Genomic DNA, 15575 nt, shown 5'->3' with positions numbered 1-15575 from the left:
CGTGACATTCACCGTTTTCCTCCAAGCGGGTGTACGCGGAGATCTCGAGCGAGCCGTGCGCACCGCAACCGGCGACGCTGACCTCATTGTCACCCTCACCGGTGCTGACTCGGCATTACCCGCAGATCTCATTGGGGGGATCAGGGCAGTGCCAGGAGTAGAGAAGGTCGAAGAACAGACTGCCGGTATCGCGGTGGTCGACGATGAAATAGGCGCAGCCATCGAAGTACAGTCGCTTCTCGACGACACGTTGTTCCGCCTCACTGCGGGGCGTATGCCCACCAGTGACAAAGAGTCGGTCATTGTGGAAACCCCAGGAAAGCCGATGCGTTATCTGCCCGGCGCCGAGATCAACCTCAAGAATAACGGCAGCGGTTCCGAAACCATCGTCGTTGTCGGCACCGCGGAGTCTGAACCCGGCGCGACGATGGAGCCGTCCCTGCCCACGCTTCTGTGTTCGCGCAGTGCCGCTCAGCGGCTGTTGGGGATCGCGGGAAGCAACGCAGCATTTGTTCAAGTAAGCGGCAGCGTCGACGATGTTCGGGCACAGGTTGCCGAGAAAGTTGCTCAATTTGGCACTACCGCGCGAGTCGAGAGCAGCAGCGAATACGTTGCTGCGAACGCGTCGAAGTACGAAGCTGGCACACAAACTGTAATGCTCGCGCTGCGTCTGCTTACCGCTGTCGCCTTACTTGCTGCGCTCGTGGTGGTGGGTAACAACTACAGACTTCAGCTTGCACGCCGTACGAGGGAGATTGCGCTACTGCGGAGCATAGGTGCTTTGCGACGCCAGGTGTTTACGTCGGTAATTGCCCACGCCGCTGTCGCCGGCGCACTTGGTTCGGCGGGCGGAATCGCACTTGGCGTGGTTGCCGGAGTTTTGGCGCTGAAGGGGATGCCTGCCGCGTCAACAGATGCGGGATTCTGGATGCGGCTGATCGCGCTTGGATTGGCTGCTGGAGTTCTTCCTAGCCTTTTGTCGTCTGTAAGGCCGGCTCGACGGGCAACTCGTGTCGCGCCAGTCGAAGCCCTTCGTCGGACGGAGCCAGCAGTCCGGACACCTGGCGGTTCTCGTGGTGGGGGTGGTGCGCGCACGGTGTTGGCGGTGCTGCTCGTCTTCACCGGGATAGCTGTGACCGTCACCGGCGGGGCCACTCAGTCGCTGGCCCTGGTGATCACAGGAGTGCTCCTCGCATGTGCCGGCTTGTTGATCCCTGGAGCGCAAATCTTTACGAGCACGGCACTGGGTTTCAGCCGGATAGCAATTGCTCGAGGGGGAGCGCACGCGGAGCTTGCCAGCGAGCAGCTGCGGCGCCACCCCGGGCGATCTGACGCCACCGCAGCGGCAGTGTGGCTAGGGGCGACATTAATGGCAGCGTTGCTCTCCGGAAGCACTACGGCCCAGGCCACGATGGGCGAAATTGTCGAGGCTGCGACACCAACCGACATCATTGTCACTCCAGCCGGAGACACGGACAACCCTGTGGAGCTAGGCAACCGCGTGAGTCAGCTTCCCCAGGTTGCAAATACTGCCGTCGTGTCAGACGTCGTGCTTGACGCGGAGTTCGCTGCATCGCCGGATAGTGACGGTCCGATGACCGTGGCAGCGTGGACCCCGCAGCTAGGTAGCGTGCTTCGCAGCGACGCGATCATCCCTGAACCCGAGCCAGGAACGATCATTTTGCCACCCACACCGGAGACCACTGCGGGGTCAGGGCTAGTCACCGTCACCCTCCGTCAGTCTGGCAATGCACACCCCTTCGATATCACGGTTATCGAAGGCGCGCCCCTGATGGGCATCGTGCACCAATCGGATCTTGCACGATTCGCGGTGTCTACACCCAGCGTGTGGGTGAAGGTGGTGCCCGGAGCTGACCCACTTGACGCGGCGGATGCGATTGGCGAGCTACCCGGTGTGGCAACGCTGAACAGCCCGGCCGTCCAACGCCTCGAGGCGGATGCGGAACTCACACGATTCGTTGCGCTCGGACTCGCGTTTCTCGCTGTAGCGCTGGTCATTGCAGTAGTGGGACTATCCAACACCGTTGCGCTTTCAGTTACCGAGCGCTATCGAGAAATAGGTCTGCTTCGTGCCCTTGGAGCCCGGCGCACCCAAATTACAGGGATGGTTCTGACTGAGACATTGCTGCTCGCTCTCGCTGCTGGACTCATTGGCGTGGTATTCGGAGTGCTCTTCGGCGTTACTGGGGCGAATGCGCTACTAGGAGGCGAGAAGCTCCATGTTGTGACAGCGATCCCGTGGGCTTCGCTCGCCGCACTGGTGGTGGGCTTGCTCGCAGCTTCGGCGATTGGAGCAGTGCTACCGGCGCGCCGAGCCGCGGCTATTCCGCCGGCTGCGGCGCTCGCGCAGTAGCGGATAATCAATAGCAGGTACTAGGGGCTACAGTGACTGTCATGACGCAGCCCAATACCGAATCCCTTGCCCGCGCGGAGAAGAAAGCCGCATCCACCGTGGACATGGGCGTAAAGCGCTGGGTGCTCGCCGCCGCGGTGGCCATCTACGTGGTGGCGCTGTTCCTGCCGTTCGTCGGCGGGGCATCGCTGTGGCAGGCGCTCGCCGTAACTGACGCGGCGAAGGACGCTCAAACCGCGTTCACGGAGTACGTCTTCGCGTGGATCTCGCTTATCGGCGTGGGTGTCCTGACCACACTTGCCGTGGTCACGCAACGCTTCGCACTCGCGGTTCCCGCGTGGATGGTCACCACCGTCTCGCTGGTTTACTCCGTGCTTGGCATCTGGCTGCGCAACTCCAACGCCTCCGGCATTAGTCGTGGTCCCGGCTACTACCTGGTCCTGCTCGCGGTAGTGATCGTGGTGTTTACGGTGTTCCTGCTGATTCTGTCGCGCAACGAGGAGCAGGTGGCCGTCGCGAAGCAGCGCGCCGAAGCGCAAGACAAGGATGAGGTGGCGCTCGCACAGCGCGCGGCGACAAGGGAGCAGGAAAACCCTTTGCTTATCGACGACCGCCGTGCCCGCGCAGCAGAGCGACACCGCAAGACGTTGGACTAACAGGTACAAGCTCGGGGGGTCCCAAGCCCGCAAAAGCCGATATCGTCATGTAGCGTGACCACCGATCCGCGACCTGGGCTTTTGTGACAGCTCACCCTGTAAACGCCGATATCGGTATTTACGAGGTGTGCGCGTTGCCTACCGCTAAACCTGCCACGCGGTGGTGGACGAAACCACCTTGGCGTCAAGCCCGCGCATGATGGCCTTCGCCGTGGGCGAGTCGGCGGGGTAGGAGCAGTACACCGTCTCCAAGTCTTCCCAGATCTCTTTGGCGCGGGTCAGCGACGCGCGCAGCAGGGATTTGCCGATGCCACGGCCACGGTGCTCTGGCAGGACGTAGACAAGGCCGAGTTCGCAGACCTTCGGGTCGTCGGCGTGGAAGCGCACGACTTCGCAGAGCCCGACGATGACGCCGTCGACGTAGGCCAGTCCGGTCAGTTGCGAGCCGCCTCGGTCTTGCAGCCTCGCGCCGGCGTCGCGGATGCGCTCAAGGTCCCAGTTGATGGTGTCCATCACCAGGTCGCCGCGAGGGTAGTCGCGCGATGCCGCGGTGAGCAGACGGGAGAACTGCTCTACCTCGTCGGCGCCTGCTTTGCGTTTGGAGAAGAATCCCGGGCCTTCGATGACTGCAAACTCGGCGGCCCCAGAATCGGGCAGCGCTTCCAGTGCGGTGATCTCGAACGTGGCCTGGTCTTCTCGGAAGGCCGCCGTGTAGCCGGCTTCGGTCAACGCGGGGGATGCCGGAGCGTCGGGCAGGTGTGTGACCCAGAGTTGGCGGATGGGACGTTCGAGGCGGGTGGAGAGGTCGTCGAGAAGCGACAGTGCTGCAGCCCACGGCTCGGACGGCTCATCTTCGCCGGGCAGGGGCGCGATCTCGGCGTCGAAGGTGAAGTTCGCTTCGATCACGCGACGGTCTTCGAGCAGGGGCAGGGAGATGAAGAGCCAGGCGTCGGTGTGGTCGAGGTCGTCGTCGAAAAGCTCGCGGTAGCCCAAATCCGTCACCGGGCGAGGCGCCTGTTGGGAGGTGAGCGCGAAAAGGATTGCTTCGGATTCGGCGGACGGCTCGAGACGCTTCGCAATGTGCGATGCGGACACCCCAGAGGTGGCAAGACCGGTGATGTCTTGGATGGCGAGCGTTGCGGAAAATGCGTAACCCCCGACCACTGCCTCCGATGAGTTGGGCCGGGGGACGTACTGCTGTGGTGTGAGCACTAGCCCTCGTTCACAGCCTTCGCGGCAACGTCGGCGAATTCCTGCCACTGCTTCGCCTGCTCACGCAGCGTTGCTGCCTTTGCGGCGTTGCCTTTAGCCTCGGCCTCTTGGGCTTGGCGCTCAAAGTCGTCGGCTTTGACCTGGAACTGGTTGACCTTGTCCTGCTGGGCAGGGTTGGTTTTGCGCCAGCGGGAGTCTTCGGCGTCGGAAACTCGCTGCTCGATGCGGGCGATCCTGTTCTCGTACTCGCGGACGCGGCCACGGGGAACGAAGCCAATCTCGTCCCACTTGTCCTGCAGTTCGCGCAGTTTCGCCTTCGCGGCGCCGAGGCCCTTAGCCGGGTCGATCTGCGCGTCGTATTCGGCGATCAGCGCATCCTTGGCTTCTGCGTTGGCCTCGAATTCGCGGTCGCGTTCCGCGTTGACGGCGTTGCGGGCTTCGAAGAAGTGGTCCTGGGCGGCGCGGAAGCGCTCCCAGAGCTTGTCGTCTACCTCGCGTGGGGCGCGGCCGGCGGCCTTCCATTCCGTCATCAGGTCGCGGTAGGCGCGGGCGGTGTTGCCCCAATCCGTGGAGTCCTTGAGCGCTTCGGCGCGGTCGACGAGTTCTTCCTTGACCTTCTTGGCTTGGGCGCGGTTGCGGTCCAACTCGGCGAAGTGGGCGCCGCGGCGACGGTTGAAGCTGTCGCGGGCGCGGGAGTAGCGCTTCCACAGTTCGTCATCGGTTGCGCGGTCGATGCCACGGATGCCACGCCACTCCTCGAGGATGTCGCGGATGCGGTCGCCGGCGCGCTTCCATTCGGTGGAGTTTTCCGCCAGGTCTTCGGCTTCGGCGGCGAGGGCTTCCTTGCGGGCGATCGCTGCCTTACGTCGCTCCGCCTTCTGCTCCTTGGCCTGCTCACGCGCATCGGCGGATGCGGCGATGGCAGCATCGAGGCGGGCTTCGACGGCGTCGAGGTCGCCGATCACTGCGGCGCCGTCAAGCGATGCCTTGAGTGCCTCTGCGGATTTGCGGATCGCATCGGCGTCTTCCGGGTGAGCGCGCAGGCGGGTCTCGATGAGTTCGACTTCGGTAACCAGGTCGTCGTAACGCTGCCCGTAGTGTGCGAGGCCTTCCTCGGGCGTACCTGCCTGCCAGGACGCGATCTGGCGTTCAGTGCCGCCGCGGGTGAGGAAGACGTTGCCCTCGGCATCAACACGGCCAAACTTCGACGGATCCGACGGCGTACGCGCCGGAACAGGCGCCGGTGTCACTGACGGGGCGGCAGGCGCCGCGGCCGGGCGTGGCCGAGGCTTCGGGCCCTTCTTCGCCATGGCGGCAGGCGATGGGATCTTGCCTGGTGTGTTGGTGGGGTTCGACTCGGTCATGGTGGTCGTCCTTTCCGCGGCATGGGCCGCACTGTGCCGCGCGTCGCGGCTGCCTTTGCGCAATGCAAGCGATCGTACAGCCACACACACCACTGCGGGGCGAATTGGGGTGCTAGGTAGGGTTGGGCGGGTGCGAGCAAACCTTTGGATCATCCCCGGATCGCCTGCGTTGGCGCTCTCGCCTCACGACGACGCCTCGCAGCGCCTCCTGGCCGTCACCCGTGCGTTGGCGGAAACTGCAGGTAGCCACCCGATCGATATCGTCTGCTGCCTCGATGAGCGGTGGTACACGGCGCACACTGGCTCGTTTCGTGCCTGGGGAGGCCCTGACATCACGGTGCGTGGTGGTAACCACTTAGGTGAGCTGGTTGCCAGGTTTGCGCTGGGGGACCCGGAGGTTCGCGAGGTACGTTCGCGCATTGACGACCCTGACCCCGCCGCCATCACCGTTGTCGTCGTCGACGGGCCTGCGGGGTTAACTCCGCGCGCCCCGCTGGCCTTGGTGCCCGGCGCGCCGGAGACGCACGAGGCCATTGTGCGGTGGTTGGACGGTGGTGAAGCTGTGCTCGTCGATACGCAGGTGCTCGAACCGGAAATGTGGCGTGAACTCGCATCACTTGAGCGCAAGGATGCGCGGTTGATCGATGCTGATGACACGCTGGGTGTCGGTCGGTATGTAGCGGAGTGGAGCGTATGAACCCCATTGCAGTTGTAGGTCCTACCGCCAGCGGCAAGTCCGCGCTTGGCATTGCGCTTGCGCACGAGTTCGGCGGGGAAGTGGTCAACGTGGATTCGATGCAGCTCTACCGGGGTATGGACATCGGCACCGCGAAGTTGCCGGTGGAGGAGCGCGAAGGCATCACGCACCACCTGCTGGATATCTGGGATGTGACCAAGACCGCCTCCGTCGCGGAGTACCAGACGCTTGCCGTGGCCACGGTTGAGGAGATCATGGCGCGTGGCAAGGTGCCGGTGCTGGTGGGCGGTTCGATGCTGTATGTGCAGTCGCTTATCGACGCCTGGTCCTTCCCACCCACCGACCCCACCGTGCGCGCCCGCTACGAGGCGCGTCTGGGGGAGATCGGCGTCGACGCGCTGCACGCCGAACTCGCCGAGGTCGATCCGGAAGCAGCCAGCATCATCGAGGACAAAGACCCGCGCCGCACCGTGCGCGCCCTTGAAGTCATCGAATTGACCGGCAAACCGTTCAAGGCTTCCCAACCGCCGAAGAATGCACCTCCACGTTGGGGTACGCGCATCCTTGGCCTGCGCACGAACGCCGAGTGGCTCAACCCCCGCATCGAGCTGCGCACCCGCATGATGTTCGAACAAGGGTTTATCGATGAAACCCGCGCCCTGGTCACAGACGGCCTCGTCCGCAATTCCACCGCCGGTCGCGCCATCGGCTACGCGCAGGTTCTCGCCATGTTCGACGGAGAACTCACCGAAGAAGAAGCACTCGAACAGACCATCACCGGGACCCGCCGCTACGTGCGCCGGCAACGCTCGTGGTTCAACCGCGACCCGCGCACGGTATGGCTCGATGCTGCCGATTCGAGCGTGGTGGATCTCGCGTTAGACTCGCTGGCGTGAAGTTCCTGAAAGCACATGCCACCGAAAACGATTTCGTCGTCCTGATCGACGTCGACGACCAACTCGACATCACCCCTGAGCAGGTCGCCTTCCTGTGCGACCGCCGAGCCGGCGTCGGCGGTGACGGCCTGCTGCGTGTCGTCCGACGTGACGGTATGTGGTTCATGGACTATCGCAACGCCGACGGCTCCATCGCCGAGATGTGTGGCAACGGCATCCGTGCCTTCTCCCATGTGCTCGTCGCCGAGGGGCTTGAAGATGCCCGCGAGTTCGACGTGGACACCCGCGCCGGGGTGAAGCACATCCGGGTGCTCGAAGCTGATGAGGCCGATGCCGTCGTCTCCGTCGGCATGGGCCCGGTGGAAGTCACCGGTGTATCCACCGCGACGATGGGGGAGAACCAGTTTGCTGGCATCGGCGTGGACGTGGGCAATCCGCACCTCGCCTGCGTGATCCCGGGGCTGACACCTGAAGGGCTTGCGGAGATGAACTTTGTCGCCCCGACCTTCGACTCCGAGTTCTTCCCTGAAGGCGTCAACGTCGAGGTGCTCACCGAACTTCGCGACGGCGAGGCCCACATGCGTGTCTGGGAGCGCGGCGTCGGGGAGACCCGCTCCTGTGGGACCGGCACGGTTGCTGCAGCGCAGGCAGTGCTTGCAGATGCCGGAATTGAAAACGGTGCCGTCACCATCAACGTCCCCGGTGGTGCCGTCAAAGTCGAGCTCAACGACGGTGTAGCCACCATGACCGGCCCGGCCACCATCGTGTTCCGTGGAGAGCTGGCCCGCGAACTTTAAACCGTTACGCCGGGCCGATCTCTTTTGCGGCCCGGCGTGCGTCGTCCCAGGCCTCCTGGAGTTCGAAGGCACGCTCGTCGGCGACCATCAAGATGCGTTCCAACTGGGTTTTGTCGGTGCCGGGGGATTCGAGATAACCGTCAACGCGCTCGATGAAGCGACGCGCGGAGGAGGCCCGGAGCAGAAATTCGTTGATCTGGGGGACTGAGTTATCTGGGTTTGCCAGGGCGGGGTAGTGCAGCGTGCGATCTGCAATGTCGGCGGCTGATGCGCCGTTTTGGAGCTTCTCGTATGCGTCGAGAATTTCGAGGATGTCGTCGCGCGCGTACTGCAGTGACGAGCGCATTGCTGCCACTTCGGGGTCAGGCTGCAGATGTCGGCTGATGAAGAATGCACAAACAATCAGTAGGGCAGACACGAGCAGACCGGGTAGTTTCAACGTCAAGACAAGCACTACTGAGGCGGCGAGTACGAGCGCGCCGAGTAGTGCTCGTGAGAGGTCTTTGTCCGGTGAACTCATGGTTCAAGCCCTACGGGATTAATGGCCGCCGCAACCGCAGGATCCGCCGCAACCGCCGCAGCCGCCACCGGTCCGAGTGGGGATGGAGCCGGCCATCACTGCGGTGCCTGCGATGACGGAGTCGCGGGACGGCAGGTCGCCGTCGGGCAGGCATACGTCGAACGGGAACGCGGCGTCGACGGAGACGTGGATGAAGCGCTGGCCGGTCAGTTCGGAGGTGCGGTATTCCGCATCCAGTACGCGGCCGGAGAATTCGGCGCGTGCGTCCGGGGTAGCGGCGGCACCGGATGCGACTGCTTCGGCGCCCGGGGAGGTTACCGTGCCAACCACCGCTCCCGGGTGCAGGGCCAGGTAGGCATCGGTTGAGGTGTAGCGCTCCGTTGTCAGCGCGAGTGCGGTCACGGAGAGTTCTTGCCATTGGAGCGTGGGCTCGTCGACAAGCAGCGGCCCCTGGGCAAGATTCACGGTCAGGGATGCCATCGCGTTGCCGCGTGGGTCCACCACATCGGCGAGCGCAACTACGTCGTTGATTGGGGTGACGTGCGCGTAGGTGCGGGTCACGGAATCGAATCCTGCAAAGGTAGCGAACGGCTCAACTGCCAAAATGTTGAGCTGGGCGCCTGAGGGGTCGGCGTATTGGATCAGCTGGCCGCCGCGCACTTCACCAGTGACTGCGAGACGGTCGGTGGCAATGGCGGCTTCCACAGCGTCCTGCCACTTCTCAAAGTTCAAGCCGATTGCGGCGAGGTCGTTGCTGATTGCTGTGCTCATGGCGCCCGATAATAGTCGCAGTCGCACACGGGGAAGAATCTCGGCCGTATCTGCGTTTAATGGGGTAGATATGAAGAGGACATTTCAAGCTCCATTAAAGGATGTAATGACTGAACCCCACCTTGACCGTTTCGGCGGTAACCGTGAGCGCTTTTTGCGTGACGACGACACCACGCCCGAGCAGCGCGCCCACGACGAACTTCTCCGTGAGGCTTTTCGGCACAACACCGTCCCTGACGAATCCGAGCCGACGGTAGGCGCGCTTGACCTGGAGGAGCGCAACGCGTTTCGTTCCGTGACCGGGTCGACCGAGATCCGCTCGCAGGACCAAAAAGACATCACCGAGGTGGAGTACCGCAAACTCCGCATCGAACAGGTCTTGCTCGTTGGCGCGTGGACCGAAGGCACCCTTGCGGAGATTGAGGCTCGCATGTGGGAGCTTTCAGCACTGGCGGAAACAGCCGGCGCTGAAGTCGTCGACATGCTGTATCAAAAGCGCGACAAACCTGATCCGGGTACTTACATCGGCTCCGGCAAGGTTGCGGAGTTGCGTGAGATTGTGCTGTCTACCGGCGTTGACACGGTGATTTTTGATGGTGAGCTTTCGCCGTCGCAGATGATCGCGCTGGAGGAAGCCCTCAAGATCAAGGTGATCGACCGCACGATGTTAATTCTCGATATCTTCGCCCAGCACGCGAAGAGTAAAGAGGGCAAAGCACAGGTCAGCCTTGCGCAGATGGAGTACCTCTACAGCCGTACCCGCGGTTGGGGTGGCAACCTGTCGCGTCAGGCGGGCGGTCGTGCTGGCTCCAACGGCGGTGTGGGCCTGCGTGGTCCTGGTGAGACGCGTATCGAGGCCGACCGTCGCCGCCTGCGCACCGAGATGGCCAAACTGCGCCACCAGCTGCGCGATATGGAGACTGCCCGAGAGATCAAGCGCGCGCAGCGCCAGCGCTCCACTATCCCGAAGATCGCGATCGCGGGCTACACCAACGCGGGTAAATCCTCGTTGATCAACGCGATGACGGGTGCGGGCGTGCTGGTGGAGGACGCGCTGTTTGCCACTCTCGACCCATCGACGCGCAAGGCCAAGTTGGCAGACGGGCGCAACGTAGTGCTGACCGACACTGTCGGGTTTGTGCGCCACCTGCCTACCCAGCTGGTTGAGGCGTTTAAGTCCACGCTCGAAGAGGTCAGCGGCGCCGACCTTGTCCTGCACGTCGTGGACGGTTCGGATCCGTTCCCACTGAAGCAGATCGAAGCAGTCAATGCGGTCCTTGCAGAGGTCACACGCGACTCGGGCGAGGAGATGCCGCCGGAGATCGTTGTGGTGAACAAGATCGACGACGCTGACCCGATCGTGCTCGCCGAACTTCGCCACGCCTTTGAAAAAACCGGCCGCACCGCGGTGTTTGTGTCCGCGCTGACGGGGGAGGGAATCGACGAGCTAGAGGCGCGCATCGAGCAGCACCTCAACTCCATCGACGCGCACGTGACCATGGTCGTGCCCTACACCCGCGGTGATGTGGTAAGCCGCGTGCACGAGGAGGGCACAGTGCGCTCCGAGGAGTACGAGGCAGAGGGCACGCGTATCGACGTCCGCCTGCCACGTGTCCTCGCCGACCAGTATGCGGAGTTCGTCGTCTCCTAAGCCTGGCGGTTCGGGTTGGCGTTGACCCCGGTGTTAGCGCCAGTAAGGGTCGAACGCCTTGTAGGTTTCGGCCCCGGTGAGCATCTCGGCGGCGCTTTCGTCTACGACAACCTTCGCGGCGTTGTGCAGCTGCAGTGCCGATGCCGGGCACGATGCGGACAGAGGCCCCTCGACGAGTGCTTGTACCGCGTTAGCCTTCGCCGGGCCAGTGGCGATAAGCACCAGGTGGCGTGCCTCAAGGATGGTGCCGATGCCCTGTGTCAGGGCTTGGCGCGGGACCTCGTCGGCAGAATCGAAGAAGCGTGCATTGTCCTCGATCGTGCGTGGATGCAGGTCGATGAGACGGGTACGGGAGCGCAGCGAACTCGTCGGCTCGTTGAACGCAATGTGTCCGTTTGCGCCAATGCCGAGAATTTGGATATCTACACCGCCCGCGTGGCGGATGGCGTGGTCGTAGGAGGTAGCTGCTGCCTGGGGGTTGGCGGCCTCGCCGTCGGGAGACGCAACGGACGAATCCGGAATGTCGATAGAGCCGGTGAACTCGCGGCGGATCGTCGAGTAGTAAGACTGCTCGTGGTCACGGGGAATGCCGTAGTACTCGTCGAGCAAGAATGCCTTGCAGCGAGCAAAGCTCAAACCTTCTTCGCGGTGGCGACGGATCAACTCTTTGTAGGTTGGGTTGGGGGAGGAACCGGTCGCAAGGCCGATGGTTGCGCCTTCGCGGGCGAACGGCTCGATGCAATCGGCGGCGTATGCGCCGACTTCCTCAGGGGTGCGTCGAATGATGATTTCCATGGGGAGCAATTTACCCGCTCGTGTCCCATTGCTCACGATTAGTAATGCGTGGCGTACGAGGGCCATAATGAAGACTCGTGACGAACTCCATTGGTTGGACCCTGCACGGCGATGGACGCCGTGTGAAACCCGGGGCCGTAGTTGCCCCCGACGAACGACTGTCGTGGTCGCGCACCATCGGCATCGGCATGCAGCACGTAGTGGCCATGTTCGGTGCGACGTTGTTGGTGCCAACGCTCACCGGCTTCCCGGTCAACACCACATTGCTATTTTCTGGCCTCGGCACGATTATTTTCCTGCTGATCACCCGGAACCAGTTGCCTAGCTACCTCGGCTCTTCCTTTGCCTTCATCGCCCCGCTGACTGCATCACAGCAGTACGGTATCGGCGCGCAACTCGGTGGCGTGCTGTTGACCGGTGTGGCGTTGATCCTTGTCGGTGTGATTGTGCAATGGGCCGGCAAACGCGTTATCGACGCCGTCATGCCGCCTGTGGTCACCGGCGCGATCGTGGCACTTATCGGTTTCAATCTCGCACCGACAGCGGTCAGCAACGTGCAAACACAGCCAGCAGTCGCAGGTGTAACGCTTTTGACCATCGTCGTCGTGACTGTTGCCTCTCGAGGAATGCTTTCGCGTCTGTCCATCCTTATCGGTGTGCTGGTTGGATGGTTATTTGCGGCACTGAGCGGTGGCTTGAGTGAAGACGCGCTGGCCACAATCGGTGACGCCGCCTGGGTTGGCCTGCCGCAGTTCCACACTCCGGAGTTCCACCTTTCTGCCGTGCTAGTGACACTTCCGGTGCTTGTTGTGCTCATTGCTGAAAACGTCGGACACGTCAAGGCGGTCGCCGAGATGACCCACCGCAACCTGGACCACATGCAGGGCCGGGCACTGATCGGCGATGGCATCGCCACGACCCTGGCGGGTGGCTTCGGCGGCTCCGGCACCACTACTTACGCCGAAAACATTGGAGTCATGGCCGCGACCAAGGTGTATTCCACCGCTGCGTACTGGGTGGCTGCCACCTTCGCGATCATCCTCGCGTTCATCCCGAAGTTCGGCGCCGTCATCTTCACCATTCCCGCCGGCGTGCTCGGTGGCGCGTGCTTGGTGCTCTACGGCCTGATCGGCATGCTTGGCGTGCGTATCTGGCAGGACAACAAGGTCGACTTCACTGACCCGGCGAACCTCACCGCAGCTGCCGTCGCGCTGATTGTCGGCATCGGCAACCTCACCTTCGAGGTCGGGCAGGTCACCCTGGAAGGCATCGCCCTCGGCTCCGTTGGCATCATCGTTATCTATCCGATGATGCGGTGGGCTTACGACCATATTGGTGAAGGTCAGTTCCGCTAACCTCACCCATCAAAAAGACTACGCCCGGGCAACCACTGTGGTTGCCCGGGCGTAGTCGTCGCTAAGCAAGAAGCTTTTACTCGTCGTCGAGATTTTTCGCGATCAGTGCGGCGATCTTCTCAACCGCCTCGGCATTATCAGAGGTGACGATGACCTCATCGCCGTGCTCTGCACCCATCGCCATGATCATGAGCGAGGACGCAGCATCAGTCTCATCGTCCTCGTCGCCGCCGACCAGGGTAAGCAGGATCTCGTCATCGTACTCACCAGCAGCGTCCGCAATCACCGTCGCCGGACGAGCGTGCAGACCAACCGTGGAACCGACCTTGACCGTCTTCGAAGCCATAATGCAACTTTCCTTTCACGCGGTTTTTCAAGAATGCGTTTTGCAGTCGAGTGTACGCCCTTGTGCTTAAGCCGACACGAGTTCTTCCTCGCGTTTCGCAGCCTTTCGGATCTCATCGTTAGGCCACCACTGTTTGAGCGCCACAACAGCGAGCGTTGCCACCGCGACACCGGCAGCCAACGCCACGAGCATGCCCCACCACGGGTGGTAGGCGAAGATCACAAACACGCCACCGTGCGGTGCCTGCGCACCCACGCCAAGGGCCATCGAGACCGCACCTGCGGTTGCGCCGCCAAGCATCATCGAAGGGATCACACGGAACGGATCTGCAGCTGCGAACGGGATCGCACCTTCAGATACGAAGGACAGGCCCAGCAGCCAGGCAGATTTGCCGTTCTCCTGCTCAGCCGGGGTAAACAGCGAGGAACGCAGGAAGGTGGCGATAGACAGTGCGATCGGCGGCACCATGCCCGAGATCATTACCGCGGCCATGATTTCGTACGCACCCTGGGTACCCGCAGACAAGCCAGCGGTGCCGAACAGGTAGGCAGCCTTGTTCACCGGGCCACCCAGGTCGAAGCACATCATCAAGCCGATAGTCACGCCAAGCAGCACGGCAGACGAACCGGACATGGACTCCAGCCACGCGGTGAGTCCTTCCATGACAGCGCCGAGCGGACGGCCCAGCAGCAGGAACATCAGTACGCCGATGATCAGCGATGTCAGCAGCGGGATGATCACCACCGGCATGAGCGAGCTCAGCCAGCGCGGAACCTTCCACGTCTGAATCCAGTGCGCGATCACACCTGCGAGCAAACCGGTGATCAGGCCACCGATGAAGCCAGCGCCGACCATCACGGAGATTGCGCCGCCGACGAAGCCAGGTGCGATACCCGGGCGCCCAGCGAGTCCGTAGCCGATGTAGCCGGACAGTGCCGGCACGACGAATTGCATAGCCATCTGCCCAGTGGCGAAGAGCACTGCGCCGAGGTAGAGCAACCAGCCGGAGCGCCTGAACGCAATGAGTTCGCCGTCCACAGTGATCTGATTGCCAGGCAGGTTAGTCGGGGAGTGCTCGGTGACCAGTGCCTGCCAGCCATTCGCCATGTCCGCGCCGCCGAAGAGGAATCCGAGGGCCAACAGCAGGCCACCGGCGGCGACGAACGGCACCATGTAGGAAACGCCGGTCATGATCGCCTGTTGGATGCGCTTGGGCCAGCTCTGTGTCGCGGCAGACGCGGTGTCGTCACTATCTGCCTTCGACGCTGCAGCTACTCGAGGTGCGTTTGGGTCCTTCGATGCGGCGATCGCCTCATCGATCATCGTGTCCGGTTCGTTGACACCACGCTTGACTGGACTGTCGACCACGGGCTTACCCGCGAAGCGACTCTTTCCGCGAACAGCGACATCATGGGCGAAAATCACCACATCAGCGGAATCGATAAACGCCTGGTCGAGCGGATCCCCACCGGAGGAGCCTTGCGGCTCGACACGAAGATCAACATTGTCGCGCTTGCTAGCTGCTTGCGTCAGTGCATCCGCTGCCATGTAGGTGTGCGCAATGCCGGTCGCACACGATGTGACCGCTGCAATACGAATTGGCGCATTGCTTTGCGACGACACCACCGCATCGGCCTTCTTCTTCGGCTCAGCCTTCTTCGGTTCAGCCTTCTTCGGTTCAGCATTGACCACGCCGTGCACAAGATCCACAATCTCCTGCTCGGACGCGGCGGAGCGGAGGTTATCAACGAAATCGCCGCGGACAAGTGCGCGGGCGAGCTTTGAGAGAATCTTTAAGTGTGCCTTGCCGCCGCCTTCAGGTGCTGCAATGAGAAACACCAGCTCGGCGTCACCGTCGGGGCCGTTGAAGTCAACAGGGTTGGACAGCCGGGCAAACGCAAGCGTGGGTTCGGTGACAGCGGCACTACGGCAGTGCGGGATAGCGACCCGTCCGTTCACGCCGGTGCCGGCCTTAGCCTCGCGCGCGACGGCTGCCTCAGCCACCGCTGCGGCATCAGTCGCACGGTCAGAATCTGCGATACGTGCAGCGAGCTGGCCAATGACATCGGAGGGAGAAATGCCAAGGTCAGCATCAAGCGTGACAAGTTTTGGCGTGATGAGAGGTTGATTCACGTTGTCTT

At 62.7% G+C, this 15575-nt stretch carries 14 protein-coding genes; 7 read left to right on the top strand and 7 right to left on the bottom strand.

Features of this window, described 5'->3' with window-relative positions:
* Position 1 precedes the first annotated feature (1 nt).
* Positions 2-2374 carry an ABC transporter permease gene (locus CCOY_RS07450; RefSeq protein ID WP_143028408.1) on the top strand — a complete coding sequence of 791 codons (2373 nt, stop codon included), beginning with the start codon at positions 2-4 and terminating at the stop codon, positions 2372-2374.
* A gap of 41 nt (positions 2375-2415) precedes the next feature.
* Positions 2416-3030 carry an Rv2732c family membrane protein gene (locus tag CCOY_RS07445; protein WP_092100141.1) on the top strand — a complete coding sequence of 205 codons (615 nt, stop codon included), beginning with the start codon at positions 2416-2418 and terminating at the stop codon, positions 3028-3030.
* 144 nt (positions 3031-3174) lie between these two features.
* Here the strand turns inward: CCOY_RS07445 and CCOY_RS07440 are convergent, their stop codons facing one another.
* Both CCOY_RS07440 and CCOY_RS07435 read right to left on the bottom strand, forming a co-directional pair.
* Positions 3175-4242 carry a GNAT family N-acetyltransferase gene (locus CCOY_RS07440; RefSeq protein WP_092100139.1) on the bottom strand — a complete coding sequence of 356 codons (1068 nt, stop codon included), beginning with the start codon at positions 4240-4242 and terminating at the stop codon, positions 3175-3177.
* Complete coding sequence (locus CCOY_RS07435) at positions 4242-5606, bottom strand: DUF349 domain-containing protein (protein WP_092100137.1); 1365 nt, start codon at positions 5604-5606, stop codon at positions 4242-4244. Before CCOY_RS07435 ends, CCOY_RS07440 begins: the two co-directional genes overlap by 1 nt.
* A gap of 130 nt (positions 5607-5736) precedes the next feature.
* Here CCOY_RS07435 and CCOY_RS07430 point away from each other — a divergent pair, with 130 nt between their 5' ends.
* From CCOY_RS07430 to dapF, 3 genes are read left to right on the top strand one after another with little or no spacing between them, the layout of a single operon-like run.
* Complete coding sequence (locus CCOY_RS07430) at positions 5737-6303, top strand: hypothetical protein (RefSeq protein ID WP_092100135.1); 567 nt, start codon at positions 5737-5739, stop codon at positions 6301-6303.
* Positions 6300-7199: a tRNA (adenosine(37)-N6)-dimethylallyltransferase MiaA gene (miaA, locus tag CCOY_RS07425; RefSeq protein ID WP_092100133.1), complete on the top strand. Its 900-nt coding sequence runs from the start codon at positions 6300-6302 to the stop codon at positions 7197-7199. The genes CCOY_RS07430 and miaA overlap by 4 nt, the downstream gene beginning before the upstream one ends.
* A complete protein-coding gene (dapF, locus tag CCOY_RS07420; protein ID WP_092100131.1) occupies positions 7142-7996 on the top strand; it encodes a diaminopimelate epimerase in 855 nt (284 codons plus the stop codon). The genes miaA and dapF overlap by 58 nt, the downstream gene beginning before the upstream one ends.
* 4 nt (positions 7997-8000) lie before the next feature.
* Here the strand turns inward: dapF and CCOY_RS07415 are convergent, their stop codons facing one another.
* Together CCOY_RS07415 and CCOY_RS07410 are read right to left on the bottom strand one after the other, a co-directional pair.
* Positions 8001-8516 carry a hypothetical protein gene (locus tag CCOY_RS07415; RefSeq protein WP_070483813.1) on the bottom strand — a complete coding sequence of 172 codons (516 nt, stop codon included), beginning with the start codon at positions 8514-8516 and terminating at the stop codon, positions 8001-8003.
* 18 nt (positions 8517-8534) lie between these two features.
* Positions 8535-9287, bottom strand: a complete 753-nt coding sequence (locus tag CCOY_RS07410) for a hypothetical protein (protein WP_208856563.1) — start codon at positions 9285-9287, stop codon at positions 8535-8537.
* A gap of 106 nt (positions 9288-9393) precedes the next feature.
* On the opposite strand from CCOY_RS07410, the gene hflX reads away from it, so the two are divergent.
* A complete protein-coding gene (gene hflX, locus CCOY_RS07405) occupies positions 9394-10938 on the top strand; it encodes a GTPase HflX (protein ID WP_092100129.1) in 1545 nt (514 codons plus the stop codon).
* Positions 10939-10971: 33 nt separating this feature from the next.
* Here hflX and nagB read toward each other — a convergent pair whose 3' ends face one another.
* Positions 10972-11733, bottom strand: coding sequence for a glucosamine-6-phosphate deaminase (nagB, locus tag CCOY_RS07400; protein WP_092100127.1), 762 nt, complete (start codon positions 11731-11733; stop codon positions 10972-10974).
* A gap of 77 nt (positions 11734-11810) precedes the next feature.
* On the opposite strand from nagB, the gene CCOY_RS07395 reads away from it, so the two are divergent.
* Complete coding sequence (locus CCOY_RS07395; RefSeq protein WP_092100123.1) at positions 11811-13088, top strand: uracil-xanthine permease family protein; 1278 nt, start codon at positions 11811-11813, stop codon at positions 13086-13088.
* A 76-nt stretch (positions 13089-13164) separates the two neighbouring features.
* Here the strand turns inward: CCOY_RS07395 and CCOY_RS07390 are convergent, their stop codons facing one another.
* On the bottom strand, positions 13165-13434 hold the full coding sequence (locus CCOY_RS07390; protein ID WP_070422337.1) for an HPr family phosphocarrier protein: 270 nt from the start codon (positions 13432-13434) through the stop codon (positions 13165-13167).
* Between the two features lie 66 nt (positions 13435-13500).
* Positions 13501-15567: a PTS fructose transporter subunit IIABC gene (locus CCOY_RS07385; RefSeq protein WP_092100121.1), complete on the bottom strand. Its 2067-nt coding sequence runs from the start codon at positions 15565-15567 to the stop codon at positions 13501-13503.
* Positions 15568-15575: the final 8 nt, after the last annotated feature.

It is taken from the genome of Corynebacterium coyleae (assembly GCF_030408635.1).
In the GTDB taxonomy this organism is placed as follows: Bacteria; Actinomycetota; Actinomycetes; order Mycobacteriales; family Mycobacteriaceae; genus Corynebacterium; species Corynebacterium coyleae.
Note: the sequence above shows the minus strand (reverse complement) of the source record. Positions and strands in the feature narration are given on the sequence as shown.